This is a genomic window from Nocardia sp. CA-128927 (assembly GCF_050955855.1).
Taxonomy (GTDB): Bacteria; Actinomycetota; Actinomycetes; order Mycobacteriales; family Mycobacteriaceae; genus Nocardia.
In genome coordinates, this window is record NZ_CP192087.1 from 7044826 (window position 1) to 7061619 (window position 16794).

Genomic DNA, 16794 nt, shown 5'->3' on the forward strand with positions numbered 1-16794 from the left:
AGCGAACGCCGAGTCGATTTACCGCCAGCAGTGAGCCGTGCGGGCACGGCATCGTGGGCTGCATGCATCGAGTTGTTGATCTCAAGGTTCTCTATTTCGGCACGCCGGTGGTGTTGATCGGCACCCGGAATCCGGACGGGACGCCGAATGTGGCGCCGATGTCGTCGGCGTGGTGGCTGGGTGATCAATGCATGCTGGGGATGAATACGGCGTCGCAGACCGCGCAGAACATGGCGCGCGAGCGGGAGTGCGTGCTGAATCTGCCGTCCTCGAACCTGGTGGCGGCGGTGGATCGGCTTGCGCTGCTGACCGGTTCGCCGGAGCGGACGCCACATCGCATCGCGAAGGGGTACCGGTACGAACCGGACAAGTTCGGGGCAGCCGGGCTCAGCCCGCTGACCGGCGACCTCGTCGCGGCGCCGCGGGTGGCCGAGTGCCCGATTCAGCTCAAATGCGAACTGCTCGCCGCCGCGCCGTTCGGCATCGACACCGGTGCCATCGCGCACACCGTCCGCGTACTGCGCGCGCACGTCGCCGAGGACCTGATCATCCCCGGCACCGACCATATCGATCCGATCGGCTGGGATCCGTTGATCATGAAGTTCTGCGAGTTCTTCGGCGAGGGCACGCAGCTGCACCCGTCCCGGCTGGCCACCGCGTGGCAGATACCGAGCCCGGCGACCAGCCGTTGAGCAGAACCGCCGGTAACGCTCCTATTCTGAAGCGCCACAACGGCAACTTCGTTCGGCGTCCTACGGTAGGGTTTGTCCTTATGAACGCGCCGAGGTTGCGAATTCGCCGCTATTTGTGTGTTGTGGTGTTGTGAACGAGCGACAGCGAGTGAACCGAGGACACAGCACCCCGTTGGGCGCAACGGAGCCGAGCGCCAGCGAGGTGGAGTTGTGACCAACACTTCCGGAGACGCGTATCCCCTTGCGGACACGATGACCACCACCGTCGCTTCACGGGACGGTGTGACGGTCCTCACCGTGGCCGGCGAGGTCGACCTGGCAACAGCCCCCGCACTCGAGAGCTCGATCGAGGCGATCCTCAACGGCAAGCCCGCGGCGCTGATCATCGATCTGACCGCGGTCAGCTTCCTCGCCTCGGCGGGCATGGCGGTGCTCGTCGCAACCCACCAGCGTGCGGGCGACTCGACCGCGATCGCCGTGGTCGCCGACGGCCCCGCCACCAGTCGGCAGCTGCGGATGACCAACCTCGATCAGGTCTTCGCCGTGCATTCCACCCTGGAGGCGGCACTCGCGGGCTTCCGCGACCGCTGACCCGACATCTCGGGCGCTCAACCCGGATCGATCGCTCCGCGCGGCGCGAAGGCGGGGATCCACTTCTCGGCCCCCACCTTCGCCCGGCGCAGGATCAGCAGAGCTCGCGGAGCTGCTCGATCAGCTTGACCCGCTCGGCCGGCGTAGCCGCCATCGGCAACACATTCAGCACGGTGACGCCCGCTTCGGCAAAGGCGGCGACCCGCTCCTTGACGTAGCTCGCCGGGCCGACCAGCGAGATGTCGCGGACCAGCGCGTCGGGGACGACCTTGGCCGCCTCTTCCTTCTTGCCCGACAGGTAGAGCTCCTGGATGCGGTCGGCCTCGGCGCCGTAGCCGTACTTGGTGGCCAGCGCGTGATAGAAGTTCTTGCTCTTGGCGCCCATGCCGCCGATGTACAGCGCGAGCTGCGGCTTCACGAACTCCAGCAGCGGCTCGACGTTGTCGCCGATGGCCAGCGCCGGGCTCGCGTAGACCTCGAGCGGGCCCAGCTGCGGATCACGCTTGGCGAAACCGGCCTCGAGCGACTCGCCCCAGATCTGCTTCGCCTGCTCGGGCAGGAAGAAGATCGGCTGCCAGCCCTCGGCGATCTCGGCGGTCAACTCGACGTTCTTCGGGCCGATCGCGGCGAGCAGCACCGGAATGCGTTCGCGCACCGGGTGATTGATCAGCTTCAAGGGCTTGCCGAGGCCGGTGCCCTGCCCCTCGGGCAGCGGGATCTGGTAGTACTTGCCCTGGTACTCCAGCTTCTCCCGGCGCCACACCTTGCGGCAGATCTCCACCAGTTCCCTGGTGCGCCCGATCGGCGCGTCGTAGGGCACGCCGTGGAAGCCCTCGATCACCTGCGGGCCCGACGCACCGAGGCCGAGGATATACCGGCCGTCGGAGACGAAGTCGAGGCCGGCCGCGGTCATCGCGGTCAGGCTGGGCGTGCGGGTGTAGATCTGCAAGATGCCCGAGGCGAGTTCCAGCCGGGTGGTCTTCGCGGCCAGGTAGCCGAGCGCGCTCACCGCGTCGTAGGAATACGCCTCGGGCACGAACACGATGTCCAGGCCGGCCCGTTCCAGGTCGGCGACTTCCGCCGCCGCCTCTTTGAAACCGCCCGAGTAGTTGATGCCCAATCCGATCCGCATAGCACTCAACATAACGGCGGCTACGGGTCGGCGCCGCACCGGACCGCTGTACCGAGCCGGTCCAGCAACGAGTGGCGGCGGCCGGACCGGTAGCGTTGACCGCGCACTCCCTATCCTCGCCGCACTATGAAAGGCCATCACCCCGTGTCGCAGCCGAGCACTTCGTCCCAGGAAACTGTGTCCTCCTTCGGCGAGGCAACGCTCGCGCAGTACCTGTCCGACCTGGCCGCCAAGATTCCCGCACCGGGCGGCGGGGCCGTCGCCGCGCTGCATGCCGCGCAGGCCGCCGCGCTCGTCGCGATGGTCGCGCGCTACACCACCCGGGCCAAGGACGCCGACAACCGGCCGGTGGTCGACCGCATCATCGAGGCCGCCGACGCCGCCCGCGCTCGCTCGCTGGCCCTGGCCGACGCCGATGCCGCCGCGTTCACCGCGGTCGGTGCCGCCTACAAGCTGCCGAAGACCACGCCCGAGGAGATCGCCGAACGTACCGCGACGATCAATGCCGCACTGGTCGAGGCCGCGCGCGTGCCCGCCGCGGTGGTCGACGAGGCCGACGAGGTGCTCTCGCTCGCCACCGAGCTCTTCCCGATCGGCAACCCCAACGTGGTCACCGATATCGGTGCCGCCGCCGACGCCTGCCGTGCCGCGGCCGCCAGCTCGCAGCTCAATATCGAGATCAACGTGACCTCGCTGCCCGCCGAGGAGGGTGACCGGTTCGCCCCCGTTTTGCTGCGCATCGAAGAACTCGTGGCGCGGGCCGATGGCCTGCATGCCGACGTGGTGCACGCGGTTCGCGGATAGTTCGCGGGTTTCCGGACCGCGCGGCCGGGTAAGTCGGCGAGAGCAGCCGACAAGCCGAGGAGGTAGCCGTGCAGATCGGATACAAGTTGGCCGCGGAGGCCTTCGGACCGAAAGAGCTTATGCGCCAAGCGATTCGGGCGGAGTCCGCCGGTTTCGACTTCGTCGAGATGAGCGATCACTACCATCCCTGGCTCGATGTGCAGGGGCATTCGCCGTTCGCGTGGACTGTGCTGGGGGCGATCGCCGCGCAGACCGAGCGGATCGGGCTGGCGACGGGGGTGACCTGTCCGACTGTCCGCTACCACCCGGCGATCATCGCGCAGGCCGCGGCGACGCTGGCTTTGGTGTCCGATGGAAGGTTCACCCTCGGTGTCGGTTCCGGTGAGCGGCTCAACGAGCACGTGGTCGCGCGGGAGTTTCCGGAGGTGCGCAAGCGTCAGGAGATGCTGTGCGAGGCGCTGGAGATCATTCGATTGCTGTGGCGCGGTGGGTATCACTCCTACGACGGTCGCTACCTGTCGCTCTCGGATGCGCGGGTGTTCGATCTGCCCGACGAACTGCCGGTGATCGCGGTGGCCGCCAGCGGACCGCCCTCGGCGCGGATCGCCGCCGAGCTCGGGGACGGGTTGTTCGCCACCGAACCGAAATCCGAGATCGTCGACCGGTATCGAGCGGCCGGTGGTTCCGGGCCGATGTATGCGGAGGTCCCGATGGCCTGGGCAACCGACGAGGAGACCGCCGCCAAGGCCGTGCTCGAGACCAGCCGGTGGGCGCTGACCGGGTGGAAGGTGATGAGCGAACTGCCGAACCCGGTCAACTTCGATGCCGCGTCCAAGACGGTGCGGATCGAGGATGTGGTGCAGCAGTTCGCCTGCGGTCCGGACCCGGCCCGCTACGTCGAGGTGGCCCAGCAGTTCGTCGACGCGGGGTTCGATCATCTCGTCATGCAGAACGCCGGGCCGGATCCGGATGGGTTCATCGACTTCTATCAGCAGGAACTCGAGCCGCGCTTCCGGCAGCTCACGCCTCGCTGATCAGCTAGGCGGGCGAATTCCACGCTGTCAGTACGATTTTGCCGCGGACTCGGCCGGATTCGCTGAGCTGGTGGGCTTTTGCGACGTCGGCGAGGGGTAGGACCTGATCGATCGTGACGCGGAGGTAGCCGCGGTCGACCATGGTCGTGATCTCGCGCAGGGAGACGCCCGACGGTTCGACATAGAAGCGTTCGTAGCGCGGATCGGTCTCAACGCGCGGATCGGCCTCGGCAGCCGAGCCTTGCATGTCGAGGTAGCGGCCGTTCGGACGTAGCACGCGCAGTGAACGCGATCCGTATTCGCCGCCGACGAGATCGAGCACGACATCGATGTCACCGACGGTGTCAGCGAAATCGACTGCGGTGTAATCGATCACCTCGTCGATGCCGAGCTCCCGCAGATACTCGTGGTTAGCGGTGCGTGCGGTGCCGATCACGTAAGCCCCACGGTGCTTGGCGATCTGCACCGCGAGATGACCGACACCACCGGCTGCCGCGTGCACCAGGATTCGCTGCCCCGCGCCGACGGCGGCCAGCGCCTGCCACGCGGTCGATGCCGCCACGGGCAAAGCTGCCGCGTGGATGTGGTCCAGACTCGCCGGTTTCAGCGCCAACGTATACGCCTGCGCCACTAGGTATTCCGCGTTCGCACCGCCCATCACCATCCCATAGACGGCGTCGCCGACCTGAAACCGTTCCACGCCGGACCCGACCTCCTCGACGATCCCGGAAACGTCCAATCCCAGTGTCAGCGGCATACTTCCGAGCTCGCGCACCTGCCCCTCCCGGACCTTCCAGTCCGCCGCGTTCACGCTGGTCGCGGCGACCCGCACCAACACCTCCCCCGGTCCCGGCTGCGGCCGAGCCACCTCGACCGTCTCCAGAACGTCCGGACCGCCGTGTGTGCGTTGAATGATTGCCAACATGCCAACGATTCTGCGGCGCTTAGTATCAATTGGAAAGAAGGCACCTTCATGATCCCGAGGTACCCAATGGATACTGCCCACACGCCCGACCTGGACGAGAGCAACTGCTCCTTCGCTCCCAATCTGGTCGAGAGCTACCTGCACAACTGCCCGGCCCGCGAGATCTTCGCCGTGCTCGCCGACAAGTGGGTGCTGCTGGTCCTCAGCGTCCTACGCGACAACAAGACCCCCGTCCGCTTCAACGACCTCCGCCGCCGCCTCGACGGCATCACCCAGAAGATGCTCACCCGCACCCTCCGCAACCTAGAACGCGAAGGCCTCGTCCACCGAGCCGTCTACCCCACCGTCCCACCCAAAGTCGAATACTCCCTCACCCCTCTTGGCGAAAGCCTCGGCGCCATCGCCCACACCCTCGGCACCTGGTCCGACCAACACCAACACCAAATCCTCGCCGCCCGAGCAACTTTCGACACCCGCCCCACCCCCCAACCCCTCACCTCCTGACCGCCTCGTTCAAGATCATGGGGAACTGATGCCGGAGCTCTCTCGACCGATGCCAGCACCATTTCCCCTTGATCTTGATGGGCCGCACGATGTCGTTCTGTATGAACGGTCGTGCGATAAGGGAAGGGGTGGGTTTGGTAGTGCAGGGCGGGGGTAGGCAGCATAGGGAGGGGCATGGTGGTCGGTTACGACTGCGGCACGGCTGGGATCGATTCGTAGATCGAGTTGATCATGCGGCCTAGAATTTAGTTTGCTTGCCTACCCACCACCTCGAAGGGGTGGAGCTCATGAGAAATGTAATCCGATATCTGTTCCTAATGATCTTGATTGCGGTTTTGGCCGTGTTCTGGTCGGGAACGGCAACAGCGACGCTGATCGGAAACACCACAACAGCGAGTTCGGTCGAAGCGATCGGACCCTCGGATGGGCAGGTGGTGGGCGTTGCCCACCCGATAACCATTCGATTCGCGGCGCAAATCGCTGACCGCGCCAAAGCTGAGCAAAGTATCAGTATCAGGGCTACGGAACCGTTGACCGGGACGTTCGCGTGGACCAATGACCGAGAGGCGGTGTGGACGCCGACCGGCTTCCTGCCCGCGAACGCCCGCATCACCGTCGGCGCGGGTAATGCCCGCACCGAATTCAACACCAACGCAGGTGTTTTCGGCGACGGCGACATGTCTGCACATACGTTCACCCTCACCGTCGGCGGCATCCCGAGGACGATGCCCGCCTCGTACGGCAAGCCGAAGTACCCGACCCCGTCGGGCACCTTCCCGGTGCTGGAGAAGGCGCGCAACGTCGTGTTCGACTCCCGGACCATCGGCATTCCGCTGAGCTCACCCGAGGGTTATGTGATCAACGGTGAATTCGCCGAACGCCTCACGTGGGGTGGCGTTTACATCCACTCCGCGCCATGGTCGGTCGAGGATCAGGGCAATACGAATGTCAGCCACGGCTGCCTCAACCTGTCCCCGGAAAACGCCGAATGGGTGTACCACACCATCAATGTCGGCGACCCGGTCACGCTGCACTAGTAATCGCGGCGACCGTATCTCGCACCCGTGACCCTGCGCACCGCCTCGGCGGCCCGCGGGTCCGGGCCGGGCACCATCGCTCGGATCGCCCGCGGCTCCCGCTCATGACATGATCGTCGGATCGCCCGCGGCTCCCGCTCATGACATGATCGAGTGAATGAGACACTAGGTCTCAGTTGCTGTGACGTGGCAGGAGCTGACAGATGACGACCGCACCCCGCTCGGATATCGAATTCCAGTCGGACGGCAGCACGATCCGGGGTTGGTTGTATCGCCCGGCGACCACGGGCGACGCGCTACCGGTCGTGGTCATGGCGCACGGCCTGGGCGCCGTGAAGGAAATGCGGCTGGATGCGTTTGCCGAGCGGTTCGCCGCCGCGGGAATTGCCGTGGTGGTCTTCGACTATCGGCATTTCGGCGCGAGCGACGGCGAACCACGACAGTTGTTGAGCATCGGCCGCCAGCTCGCCGATTGGTCGGCGGCGATCGACTACGCGGCCACTCTCGACGGCATAGATTCGTCTCGAATCGCTTTGTTCGGAACATCTTTCAGCGGCGGCCATGTGTTGCGGGTGGCCGCGCAGGACCGCCGGATCGCCGCTGTCGTCGCACAATGCCCGTTCACAGACGGTCCCGCCTCGGCCCCCGGCGTCGGACTTCGGCCGCTGCTCGCGGTCGCCACCCGCGCGGTCCTGGACCTCGGCGCGGCGGTATTGCGCAGGCCGCCGGTCACCGTCCCGCTCACCGGCAAGCCGGGCGAGACCGCACTGATGAACGCACCGGACGTCGCCACCGGATACAACGCGTTGGTACCCGCGGGGTTCACCCACCCCAACGCCGTCGCCTCCCGGATCGGGCTGGCCGTCCCCCTCTATCGCCCCGGCCGCAGCCTGCGCAAGATCGAGGTCCCGGTCTTCCTCGGCGTCTGCCTGAACGACTCCGTTGCCCCGGCCCGCCGCACCCTGCGCTATGCGGCAGCCGCCGGACCCAACGTCGAGGTGCACGAATACCCGACAGGCCACTTCGACATCTACGTATCCCCCGATTTCGACAAGGTGGTGGCCGACGAGACCACCTTCCTGGTCGAACACCTACGCCCGAGCTGAACCCGGCTAAGCCGCCTCGATCAACGCATCATCACGGGAGAGCAGCGCGGCGTAGCGACCGTCGAGCTCCATCAACTCGTCGTGCGATCCACATTCGACAATGCGTCCGTGATCGAGCACGACGATCTGGTCCGCATCGCGAATGGTCGACAGACGGTGCGCGATGGTGATCGTGGTGCGATCGACCGACAGCGCGTCGATGGCCTGCTGCACCTCCTGCTCGGTCCGGGTATCGAGGGCACTGGTCGCCTCGTCCAGCACCAGGATCGGTGGATTGCGCAGCACGGCGCGGGCCACGGCGAGCCGCTGCTTCTCGCCACCGGAAAACCGGTAGCCGCGCTCACCGACCAGGGTGTCGTAGCCGTCGGGCAGGCTCATGATGTGCTCGTGGATCTGCGCGGCGCGGGCCGCGTCGTGCAATTCCTGTTCCGTCGCATCGGGTTTCGCGAACCGCAAGTTGTCGGCGACGGTGGCGTGGAACAGGTAGGTCTCCTGGGACACCACACCGACGGCGGCGGCGAGATCGGCGAAGGACAAGTCGCGCACGTCTTTTCCGTCGATGGTGATCCGACCGGAGCTAACGTCGTAGAGCCGCGCCACGAGATAACCGAGAGTGGTCTTGCCGGAACCGGTTTCGCCGACGATGGCCAGGCTGGACCCGGCAGGCACGGTGATGTCGATGTCGCTCAGCACATCTCGGTTCCCCGACCCATACGAGAACCCGACGTGGTCGAACCGCACGGCTCCCGTGACCTTGCCGAGCGCGACGGGCCGAGCGGGCTCCTCGATATCGGGCTTCAGATCCAAATACTCGAAGATCCTGCCGAACAACGCCATCGAGCTCTGCACCTCGACGCCGGTGGACAGCAACTGCACCATCGGCCGCAGCAACGTGGTCTGCAGCGTGGTGAACGCCACCAGCGTGCCGATCGAAACCAGCGGCTTCCCAGCAGTCACGCTGAGCCCCGCCGCCCAGTAGATGACCGCGGGCATCGCCGACATGACGATCGTGATGGTCGACTGCCGCCACCGTCCCGCCATGCTGGCGCGAATCTCCAGATCGACCAGCCCGCGCGACTCCCGCGCGAAACTGTCGACCAGCGCGGGCGAACGCCCCATCGTGCGGCCGAGCAGAATGCCGCTCACCGAGAGCGACTCCTCCACGATCGCCGACATCCCGGCCAGCTTCTCCTGCCGTTGACCGGTGATCTTGCGGCGTTCACTGCCGACACGGCGGCTGATCCAGACGAAGAACGGCAGCATGACCAGCGAGACCAGGGTGAGCCGCCAGTCGAGCACGATCATCGCGGTCACCGCCGCGACCACCGTGGTGAAGTTCGAGACCAGCGACGTCGCGGTGGACGTGACGGTCGATTGCATGCCGCCGATGTCGTTGGCGATGCGCGACTGCACCTCGCCGGTGCGGGTTTTGGTGAAGAAGGACAACGGCATTCGCTGTAGCTGCGCGTAGACGGCGGAACGCAGGTCGTGCATGACGTCCTGGCCGACCGTGGTCGAGATGTAGGTCTGCAGCACGCCGAACACACTGGTCAGCGCGGCGACCGCGATCATGCCCGCGGCGAGCAGGGTCAGCAGACCGGTGCGCCCGTGCGGGAGCGCGTCGTCGAGCACCGCGCGCAGCATGAACGGCGAGGCCAGGGCGACGACCGAGGACAGGCAAACGAGGGCGGCCACGAGGGACAGCCGGGCCCGATAGGGCCGGAACAACCGGACGATCCGGCGAAGATGATGTGGGGGCTGCATAGGCGCCTCCTTCCGAGGAAACTACGTCATGAAACTGAGCATGACTCATAATTGTTCCCGAAACAATGAGTTATGCTCAGAATCATGGAGTCCGCCGACACCGACCTGCCCGAACTGTTCCTGCGCGCCGCCAAACGGATCCGGCGCAACCAGGTGGGCCGGCTCGCCCCGCTCGGCCTCACCCCCGCCCAGGCGCGGGCGTTGCGCATCATCGCGCACCAGGAGGAACCGCTGCGGATGACCGCACTGGCCGACCGCCTCGGCATCGTGCCCCGCTCGGCAACGACGGTCGTCGACGCCCTCGCCGCCGCCGACCTGGTCACCCGCGCCCCCGACCCCGCCAACCGCCGCGCCACCCTCGTGACACTGACCGAATCCGGCCGCGCCACCCTCACCCAGATGGCCGAGGCCCGCCGCGAGGCCGCCGAGGAACTCTTCGCCACACTCACCGCCGACCAACGCGAAACCCTGCGAGACCTACTGGCCACTTTGGATTCCGCTACGGTCTAGCGCAATCCGGACTTACTGGCCGGTATCCCCCGGGGGTACCCCGTTGTCAGCAAACGGGCAGTATTCTGCCTCAAGCGACAGCGAGTCGGCTGGACATACGCGTCTACGCGTTGCTGCATTTCGGGAACGGTGCGGATAACCTGGCGATATGACCTGACGAAGGCGGGGCGATGGATCGACCGGAGATGGGCTCACAGCCCGGATACGACTATGGGCGGGGGCCGCAGATGATGAATCGTGGTGTGCCGGAACAGCGGTACGCGCCGGATGACAGGTACCAGGGTGAGTACTCCGACTGGGTCGACCGGGCGCCCCGCTACGAACCGGAGCCGGAACCGGACTACGAACCGGACCACTTCGAGGACGAGTTCAGCGGCCTGATCGATCGGTCCAAGCGGAACCGATCGGCCCGCCGCTGGGCGGTGCCGGTGCTCGGCGTACTCGGCGCGGCAGCCGTGGCCGCCGCCGCCTTCGTCTTCTTCAGCGGCGGCGCCGAACCGTCCTCGGTGGCGACCAGCACCCCGCGGATCGCCGACCCCGCCGCCTCCGCGGGCGTACCGTGTACGGCCGAGCGCGTCGGAAACCGGATCAAGGGCAACGATCCCGGCAGTTTCGACTCGGGCCCCGGCGCGATCTTCGCCTTCCAGCACGCGTACTACGTCACGCGATCCGGTGAAGAGGCCCGCGCCGCGACCACCCCTGACGCGGCGGTGGAACCCGCGGACGCCATCCAGCGGGGCATCGACACCGTTCCGGCGGGCACCACCTACTGCGTCGCGATCACCCCGGGCGCGTTCGCCGGCCAGTACATGGTCGTCGTCACCGAGAACCGCCCGGGACGCACGCCGGTCACCTACAACCCGCAGCTCGTCACCACCACCAAGGACGACGGACGTACCCTCATCAGCGCCATCAGCCCCGGCCAATAGCCTTGGCGCTCAGGCGAACTCGTACTTGGCGACGACTTCCTCGTCGAGTTCGATGCCGAGCCCGGGACGCTGCGGCACGAACACCTGATTGGACCCGTATTGCAGCCGCGTCTCGAGCGTGAGCAGCTGCTCGAAGTTGTAGATGCCCTTCTCCAGCGCGAAGTACTCGACGACCAGCGTGTTGCTGACCGCTCCGCACAGGTGGACGTGCAGGTTGTGATGCCAGTGCGGCGCCATCTGCAGGCCGAAGGCATCGGCGGCGTGCGCGACCCGCAGCCACTCGGTGACCCCGCCGACCACACCTGCGTCGGCCTGCAACACCGAGGCCGAACCCGCCTCGATGAGTTGCCGGAATTCCCAACGGGTCTGGTGGATTTCGCCGGTGGCGACCGGCGTGCGGATCTGCTTGGCGAGCTCGCCGTGCCCGGCGATCGCGTCCGGCGAGAGGGGCTCCTCGAACCACCACAGCTCCCGGTCACCGGCCGCGCGCTCGAAAGCCTCGATGGCGCGGCGTGCTTCGTGCACGGAGCGGTAGGCGTTGTTGGCGTCGAGCGCGAGCCTGCCGGTGTCGCCGATTGCCTCGATCGCGGCCGCGACCCGGCGCGCGTCCTCGGCCACACTCAGGCCGCCGACCTTGATCTTGTGATCGGTAAAGCCTTGGCCCGCATTGAATTCGATCTCCTTGCGGACGGCCTGGGTCCACTCGCCTTCGTCCGGCCGGTAGTAGCCGCCGGACGCGTAGGCGGGCAGCGGGCTCGTCGAGCCGCCGAGCAGGCTGACCAGGGGTAGCCCGGCTCGTTTCGCGCGTAGGTCCCACAGCGCGATGTCGATCGCGGACAAGGCCCGGAGCACGGCGCCGCGGCGGCCCGCGAGCAGCGCCTCCTGGTACGCGAGGCTCCACAGTCCGTGCACGTCGTTGTGGTCGGCGCCGAGGTAGACCGGCGCGAGCACGTCGTCGACCGCGCACTTGGTCAGCGTGCCGCCGCTGGTTCCGGCGTAGGTGTAGCCGAGTCCGGTCGCGCCGGTGTCGTCGGTGACCTCGACCAGGACGTAGTGCCGATCGGTCAAGTCGCGGTTGGACATTCGGGTCGGCTTGTCGACCGGGATGCCGACGACGCGGGCTGAGATTCGGGTGATGGTCATCGACTGCTCCTCGCGGATTGGGCGGTGCGTACCGCCTGGATGTTGGCGAATTCCGTGGCGCCGTAGCTGCTCAGCTCGCGGCCGTGCCCGCTGGCCTTGACCCCGCCGACGGGCAGGCGCGGGTCGGATTCGGAGATGCGGTTGACGAAGACGGATCCGGTCGCGATATTGGCCGCGAGTTGCTCGACCCGGCCCAGGTCACGGCCCCAGATCGAGCAGCTGAGGCCGAACGCCGAGGCATTGGCGGCGGTCAGCGCCGCGGCCGCCGAGCCGACCGGCAGCAGCGCGCCGAGTGGACCGAAGGTTTCCTCTTGGAACGCAACGGAATACGTGTCGGGCACCTCGACGATGGTCGGCGTGAACCACGCGCCGGGGCCGGAATCGTCTGCGCCACCGGCCAGTACCTCGGCACCGCCGGCCACCGTCGCGGTCAGCTGCCTGCGCAACTCGTCGCGCAGATCGGCACGCGCCATCGGCCCGAGATCGGTGCCCGGCAGCGCCGGATCGCCGACGACCAGCTTGCCGAGCTCGGCCACCATCGCCTCGGCGAACTCGGGAAAGATGTTCCGCTCGACAATGATTCGCTTCGCGGCGATGCAGCTCTGTCCGGCATTGAGGAACCGGGAACGCACGGCTGCCGCCGCCGCGTCGGTCACCTCGGCGTCGGACAGCACGATGAACGGATCGGACCCGCCGAGTTCCAGCACGACCTTCTTGACCGCCCGGCCCGCCCGCGCGCCGACGATGGCGCCGACGCGGTTGCTGCCGGTGAACGCCACCGCCGCGACGCGCGGATCATCGATGAGCGGGCCGATCCGGTCCGGCGGCAGCAGCACGCTGGTCAGCACACCCGTGCCGCACACCTCGTCGAACAGTCGCTGCACCGCCAACGCGCAACCGGTGACATTGTCGGCGTGCTTGAGCAGCACCGTGTTGCCGATCGCGATCGCGGGCAGCATCGACCGGAAGACCTGCCAGAACGGGTAATTCCACGGCATGATCGCCAGAATCACGCCAAGCGGCCGGGTGCGGATCTGGCCGCCGTCGGGGAACACGTCGACCGCTTGCGGCGCAACGAGATCGGCGACGCGGTCGGCGTAGTAGTCGCAGGTGAGCGCGCACTTTTCGATCTCGGCGACCGCCTGCGTGATCGGTTTGCCCATCTCGATGGTGATCAGCGCGGCCAGCACCTGCGAATCTGCACGCAGCCGGGCGGCCAGCAACCGCAACCGATCGGCAAGGTCCACGACCGGCTCGTCGAGGGCCCGGCGTGCGGCGACGAGGGCCCGGTTCAGCAGCGCGGACAGCTGATGGTCGGGAGTGAAAGAGTATGTCTCGATGGGGCTTCCGTCGACAGGATTGATCGTCGTGATCATCGGCCCGCCTTCACCTTGGATCGAGTCGCCAGCCAATCCTGGAAGCGCCGCCCGAGGATCACCGGATTCTCCAGCAGTTTCGGCACGCCGGTGGCATTGCCCACCGCGATACGCACATGCAGGAACACCGGGCCGTCCAGGGTCAGCACTTCCGTCAACCGCTCCCCCAGCTCCTCGGGATCAGCTGCGCGGCGCACGGTCCAACCGGCCGCAGCAGCCAACTCCCCCAAGTCGATTCGCGAACCGTAGGTCGGCAGATTGGCGGTCGCGCCGTACACATCGTTGTCCAGCAACACCATCACCAGCTTCGAAGGTCGCAGAAAGCCTGCTGTCGGCAGCACATTCGGGTTCATCAGCAGCGATCCGTCACCCTCGATCGCCACCACCTTCGGCACATCGGTGTCCGCGATACCCAGCGCGACCCCGGTGGCGACGGAACCCGCCAGCCCCATCGCATCGAGCAGATACAAGTGATTCGGACCATCCGCCACCGCCGCCAGCTCTCGGCTGGAGGCGGCACAGGTCACCACCACGGGCAGGTCGCTGGTCTGCGCGGCGATAATCCGCAGTGCGTCAATGCGTTTCACGATCAAGCCGCCTTACCGTCGGTCGCCCAGAAGTGCGCGAGCACCACCACGGGCCGAAAGGTCATGCGGGCATGCATCCCAGCCTCGGTGACCACCGCTTCCCAATCTTCTGGACCACTGCGCCGGTCGATTTGGAAGGTCTGGATCCCGAACTGGTCGAGCATGCCGGGCACGTGCTGGCTGAACGTGTGGATCATCGAGTTGTACTCACCGAGCCCGCCGCGGGTGTTCGCGACGATCAGCATCGGCAGGTGGTAGGCCAGGTTGAACGTGGTCAACGCGGTCAGCGCATTGCCGAAACCGTTGTCCTGCATAACGATCGCGCCAAGCTTCCCGGTCAGCGGTAGCGCGCCGATCAGCCCGGCCGCCTCTTCTTCCCGGGAAAGCGGGAACACCCGCTCCGAGATGCCCGCTTCGCCGCCGCTGCTGTCGACCAGCGCCGTGATGACGGGTGCCACGCTGACCGATGGCACGTACCCGACCAGATCGACCTCCGCCGCCCAGATGCCTCTGGCGACGGACGTCGCATACGAGTTGGAATTCACCGAATGTCCCTTCGCCGGACCGGCTGCCGAATCGCAGCCCACTTGGTGTCTGCAACATACTACTCATCATGAGTAGCATGCAACACTCGATTACGAGTGACACCTATCCAGTTTCGAACAGCACCGTCAGTAGGTGACTTGATCGCCCTCGGGCACCGACACCGACACCCAGCGCCGCCATTCCGCGACCAGGCCGCGGTTGTCGTCGCTACTGTGCGCGACGAGCAGATCGCCCGACCGCACCAGGTGCTTGCGCATCGCGCGCTCGGCACCGACACCATCGCGCTTGCGCAGCGCCTCGATGATGGCCCAGTGGTCTTTCAACGCGGTATCGACCGGCTGATAGCGCGGCACACTGCGCCTGCCGTCCAGGGAAAGCGTCTGACGCAGCTCGTTGACGAACTTGGCCAGCCTGCGATTACCGCTGGCCTGCAGGATCAACTCGTGCAGGCGCTCATCGGCCGCGAAGTACTCGGCGCCGCCGTCGGCCGTGCGCTCCATGATCCGGTATTCGGTCATCATGGCTTCGTCGTCGCGGCTGGTCATCACCGCGGCAGCGCTGCGGCAGGCGGGCGGTTCCAGCAGCACGCGCAGGCTGCAGAGGTCGACGATGCCGCGACCGTCCTGCCCGAGCACCCGTGCGCCGCGGTTGCGTTCGATCTTGACCAGGCCCAGATCGGCCAGCTTCAGCAGTGCTTCACGCACCGGCGTCCGCGAGGCGCCGAAGCGCTCACCCAGCTCGCGGGACGAGTAGAGGATGCCGCGCTCGAGCCGCCCTTGCCGGATCGCGTCCCGGATTTCGGCAGCGATCTGCTCGGACTTGCTGTCTACCGCGTCCTGCGACAAGGCACCTCTTCATGGAGCGAGAGCAATGGGAAATCGCCCGTGGCACACCGACCTCGGACGATTCCCCAGCATAGCCGCTCAGGCAGCGGGTACCGCCGCGGCGCGACGGGCCCGCGCCCGCACGGCCAGCGTGCCGACCACGATCAGCGCGCCGACATTGGCCAGGATCATCACCGCGATGGCGAAGCTGGTGTGCCCGCCGGACGCGTCCTTGCTACTAACGCTGTGACCTGACGCACAAGAGTCTCGCAGAGGTGCCGCAGGGAGATAGCGGAAATGCGCCACCCGTCGGCTGCCCGTCGTTCTCCGGGCAGCGGGCCCAGAAACGACGACGGCCGGTCCGGGGTTCGCAATGCTGGCCCGGACCGGCCGTGATCGAGCGTGCGGAGAGACTCTCCCCGGATTGTTAGCGGCTCGCGTTCTCCGCCGCGACGACAACGTGACGCATGAGCAGCGCGGTGGTGACCGGCCCGATGCCGCCGGGCACCGGACTGAGCGCGGCGGCCTTGCCGCGCACGGAGTCTGCGTCGACATCGCCGACGATGCTGCCGTCGGCGGCCTCGTTGGTGCCGACGTCGACGACGACCGCGCCTTCACGCACGTGCTTGCCGGTGACCAGGCCGATGCGGCCCGCCGCGGCGACGACGATGTCGGCGAAGGAGGTGACGGCGGGCAGGTCGGTGGTCCGCGAGTGGCAGATGGTGACCGTGGCGTTTTCGGCGAGCAGCAGCTGCGCGAGCGGCTTGCCGACGACGTTGGACCGGCCGACGACCGCGACATGCCGACCGGACAGCGGGATCTCGTGGTGCTTCAGCAACTCGACGACGGCCTCGGAGGTCGCGGCCACGAAGCCGTCCAGCCCGGAGGCGAGCAGCCCGAGCGACAGCGGGCTCACGCCGTCGACGTCCTTGGTCGCGGCGATCGCGGAGCTGACGTCTTCGAGGGTGATGCCCGCGGGGAGCGGCGTCTGCAGCATGATGCCGTCGGTCGCGCTGTCCGCGCTGCGCGCGGCGAGTTCCGCGCGGATCGTGTCCGCGGTCGCGTCGGCGCCGAGATCGACGGTGTCGCAGGCGATTCCGAGACGTTCGGCGGCCTTGCGCAGCGAGTTCACGTACCAGGCGCTGGCCGGGTCGTCGTTCGCCACGATCAGAGCCAGGCGCGGCGCGGCGCCCGCCTCGGTGCGCGCGGCGGCGCGCTGCTTGGTGTCGGCGTTGATGGCGGCGGCGAGTTCCTTGCCGGTCAGCGAAACGGTATCCACGTTGTCACACC

Annotated in this window: 19 protein-coding genes; 10 read left to right on the forward strand and 9 right to left on the reverse strand. The window is 67.1% G+C overall.

What is annotated here, in order from left to right; genetic code table 11:
* The first annotated feature begins 62 nt into the window (after nucleotides 1–62).
* Complete coding sequence (locus ACQPW1_RS32300) at nucleotides 63–692, forward strand: flavin reductase family protein (protein ID WP_433655573.1); 630 nt, start codon at nucleotides 63–65, stop codon at nucleotides 690–692.
* 252 nt (nucleotides 693–944) lie between these two features.
* Nucleotides 945–1283: an STAS domain-containing protein gene (locus ACQPW1_RS32305; RefSeq protein ID WP_433665388.1), complete on the forward strand. Its 339-nt coding sequence runs from the start codon at nucleotides 945–947 to the stop codon at nucleotides 1281–1283.
* Nucleotides 1284–1377: 94 nt separating this feature from the next.
* Here ACQPW1_RS32305 and ACQPW1_RS32310 read toward each other — a convergent pair whose 3' ends face one another.
* Nucleotides 1378–2415: an LLM class F420-dependent oxidoreductase gene (locus ACQPW1_RS32310; RefSeq protein WP_433655575.1), complete on the reverse strand. Its 1038-nt coding sequence runs from the start codon at nucleotides 2413–2415 to the stop codon at nucleotides 1378–1380.
* A 144-nt stretch (nucleotides 2416–2559) separates the two neighbouring features.
* Between ACQPW1_RS32310 and ACQPW1_RS32315 the strand changes: the two genes are divergently transcribed.
* Both ACQPW1_RS32315 and ACQPW1_RS32320 read left to right on the forward strand, forming a co-directional pair.
* Nucleotides 2560–3219, forward strand: coding sequence for a cyclodeaminase/cyclohydrolase family protein (locus ACQPW1_RS32315; RefSeq protein WP_433655577.1), 660 nt, complete (start codon nucleotides 2560–2562; stop codon nucleotides 3217–3219).
* A 68-nt stretch (nucleotides 3220–3287) separates the two neighbouring features.
* A complete protein-coding gene (locus ACQPW1_RS32320) occupies nucleotides 3288–4253 on the forward strand; it encodes a TIGR03557 family F420-dependent LLM class oxidoreductase (protein WP_433655579.1) in 966 nt (321 codons plus the stop codon).
* A gap of 4 nt (nucleotides 4254–4257) precedes the next feature.
* On the opposite strand, the gene ACQPW1_RS32325 is transcribed toward ACQPW1_RS32320, so the two are convergent.
* Nucleotides 4258–5178, reverse strand: a complete 921-nt coding sequence (locus ACQPW1_RS32325) for an NADP-dependent oxidoreductase (protein ID WP_433655581.1) — start codon at nucleotides 5176–5178, stop codon at nucleotides 4258–4260.
* Nucleotides 5179–5244: 66 nt separating this feature from the next.
* On the opposite strand from ACQPW1_RS32325, the gene ACQPW1_RS32330 reads away from it, so the two are divergent.
* The 3 genes from ACQPW1_RS32330 to ACQPW1_RS32340 all read left to right on the forward strand — a co-directional run bounded on the left by ACQPW1_RS32330 (nucleotide 5245) and on the right by ACQPW1_RS32340 (nucleotide 7825).
* Nucleotides 5245–5682, forward strand: a complete 438-nt coding sequence (locus ACQPW1_RS32330; protein WP_433655583.1) for a winged helix-turn-helix transcriptional regulator — start codon at nucleotides 5245–5247, stop codon at nucleotides 5680–5682.
* Between the two features lie 317 nt (nucleotides 5683–5999).
* Nucleotides 6000–6719, forward strand: coding sequence for a L,D-transpeptidase (locus tag ACQPW1_RS32335; RefSeq protein WP_433665389.1), 720 nt, complete (start codon nucleotides 6000–6002; stop codon nucleotides 6717–6719).
* Nucleotides 6720–6922: 203 nt separating this feature from the next.
* Complete coding sequence (locus ACQPW1_RS32340) at nucleotides 6923–7825, forward strand: alpha/beta hydrolase (protein WP_433655585.1); 903 nt, start codon at nucleotides 6923–6925, stop codon at nucleotides 7823–7825.
* Between the two features lie 6 nt (nucleotides 7826–7831).
* On the opposite strand, the gene ACQPW1_RS32345 is transcribed toward ACQPW1_RS32340, so the two are convergent.
* Nucleotides 7832–9589 (reverse strand): ABC transporter ATP-binding protein, encoded by a 1758-nt coding sequence (locus ACQPW1_RS32345; RefSeq protein ID WP_433655587.1) that lies wholly within the window; start codon nucleotides 9587–9589, stop codon nucleotides 7832–7834.
* A gap of 84 nt (nucleotides 9590–9673) precedes the next feature.
* On the opposite strand from ACQPW1_RS32345, the gene ACQPW1_RS32350 reads away from it, so the two are divergent.
* Together ACQPW1_RS32350 and ACQPW1_RS32355 are read left to right on the forward strand one after the other, a co-directional pair.
* Nucleotides 9674–10099, forward strand: coding sequence for a MarR family winged helix-turn-helix transcriptional regulator (locus tag ACQPW1_RS32350; protein WP_433655589.1), 426 nt, complete (start codon nucleotides 9674–9676; stop codon nucleotides 10097–10099).
* Nucleotides 10100–10269: 170 nt separating this feature from the next.
* Entirely contained in the window at nucleotides 10270–11028 is a 759-nt protein-coding gene (locus tag ACQPW1_RS32355; protein WP_433655591.1) for a hypothetical protein, read from the forward strand.
* A gap of 9 nt (nucleotides 11029–11037) precedes the next feature.
* Here the strand turns inward: ACQPW1_RS32355 and ACQPW1_RS32360 are convergent, their stop codons facing one another.
* The 5 genes from ACQPW1_RS32360 to ACQPW1_RS32380 all read right to left on the reverse strand — a co-directional run bounded on the left by ACQPW1_RS32360 (nucleotide 11038) and on the right by ACQPW1_RS32380 (nucleotide 15525).
* Nucleotides 11038–12171: a mandelate racemase/muconate lactonizing enzyme family protein gene (locus tag ACQPW1_RS32360; protein ID WP_433655593.1), complete on the reverse strand. Its 1134-nt coding sequence runs from the start codon at nucleotides 12169–12171 to the stop codon at nucleotides 11038–11040.
* On the reverse strand, nucleotides 12168–13547 hold the full coding sequence (locus ACQPW1_RS32365; RefSeq protein WP_433655595.1) for an aldehyde dehydrogenase family protein: 1380 nt from the start codon (nucleotides 13545–13547) through the stop codon (nucleotides 12168–12170). The genes ACQPW1_RS32360 and ACQPW1_RS32365 overlap by 4 nt, the downstream gene beginning before the upstream one ends.
* Nucleotides 13544–14134: a thiamine pyrophosphate-dependent enzyme gene (locus ACQPW1_RS32370; RefSeq protein ID WP_433655597.1), complete on the reverse strand. Its 591-nt coding sequence runs from the start codon at nucleotides 14132–14134 to the stop codon at nucleotides 13544–13546. Before ACQPW1_RS32370 ends, ACQPW1_RS32365 begins: the two co-directional genes overlap by 4 nt.
* A gap of 2 nt (nucleotides 14135–14136) precedes the next feature.
* Nucleotides 14137–14679, reverse strand: coding sequence for a thiamine pyrophosphate-binding protein (locus ACQPW1_RS32375; protein WP_433655599.1), 543 nt, complete (start codon nucleotides 14677–14679; stop codon nucleotides 14137–14139).
* A gap of 126 nt (nucleotides 14680–14805) precedes the next feature.
* Complete coding sequence (locus tag ACQPW1_RS32380) at nucleotides 14806–15525, reverse strand: GntR family transcriptional regulator (protein WP_433655601.1); 720 nt, start codon at nucleotides 15523–15525, stop codon at nucleotides 14806–14808.
* 25 nt (nucleotides 15526–15550) lie between these two features.
* Between ACQPW1_RS32380 and ACQPW1_RS32385 the strand changes: the two genes are divergently transcribed.
* On the forward strand, nucleotides 15551–15754 hold the full coding sequence (locus ACQPW1_RS32385) for a hypothetical protein (protein ID WP_433655603.1): 204 nt from the start codon (nucleotides 15551–15553) through the stop codon (nucleotides 15752–15754).
* A gap of 177 nt (nucleotides 15755–15931) precedes the next feature.
* On the opposite strand, the gene ACQPW1_RS32390 is transcribed toward ACQPW1_RS32385, so the two are convergent.
* Nucleotides 15932–16783 (reverse strand): bifunctional 5,10-methylenetetrahydrofolate dehydrogenase/5,10-methenyltetrahydrofolate cyclohydrolase, encoded by an 852-nt coding sequence (locus tag ACQPW1_RS32390; RefSeq protein ID WP_433655605.1) that lies wholly within the window; start codon nucleotides 16781–16783, stop codon nucleotides 15932–15934.
* Nucleotides 16784–16794 lie beyond the last annotated feature (11 nt).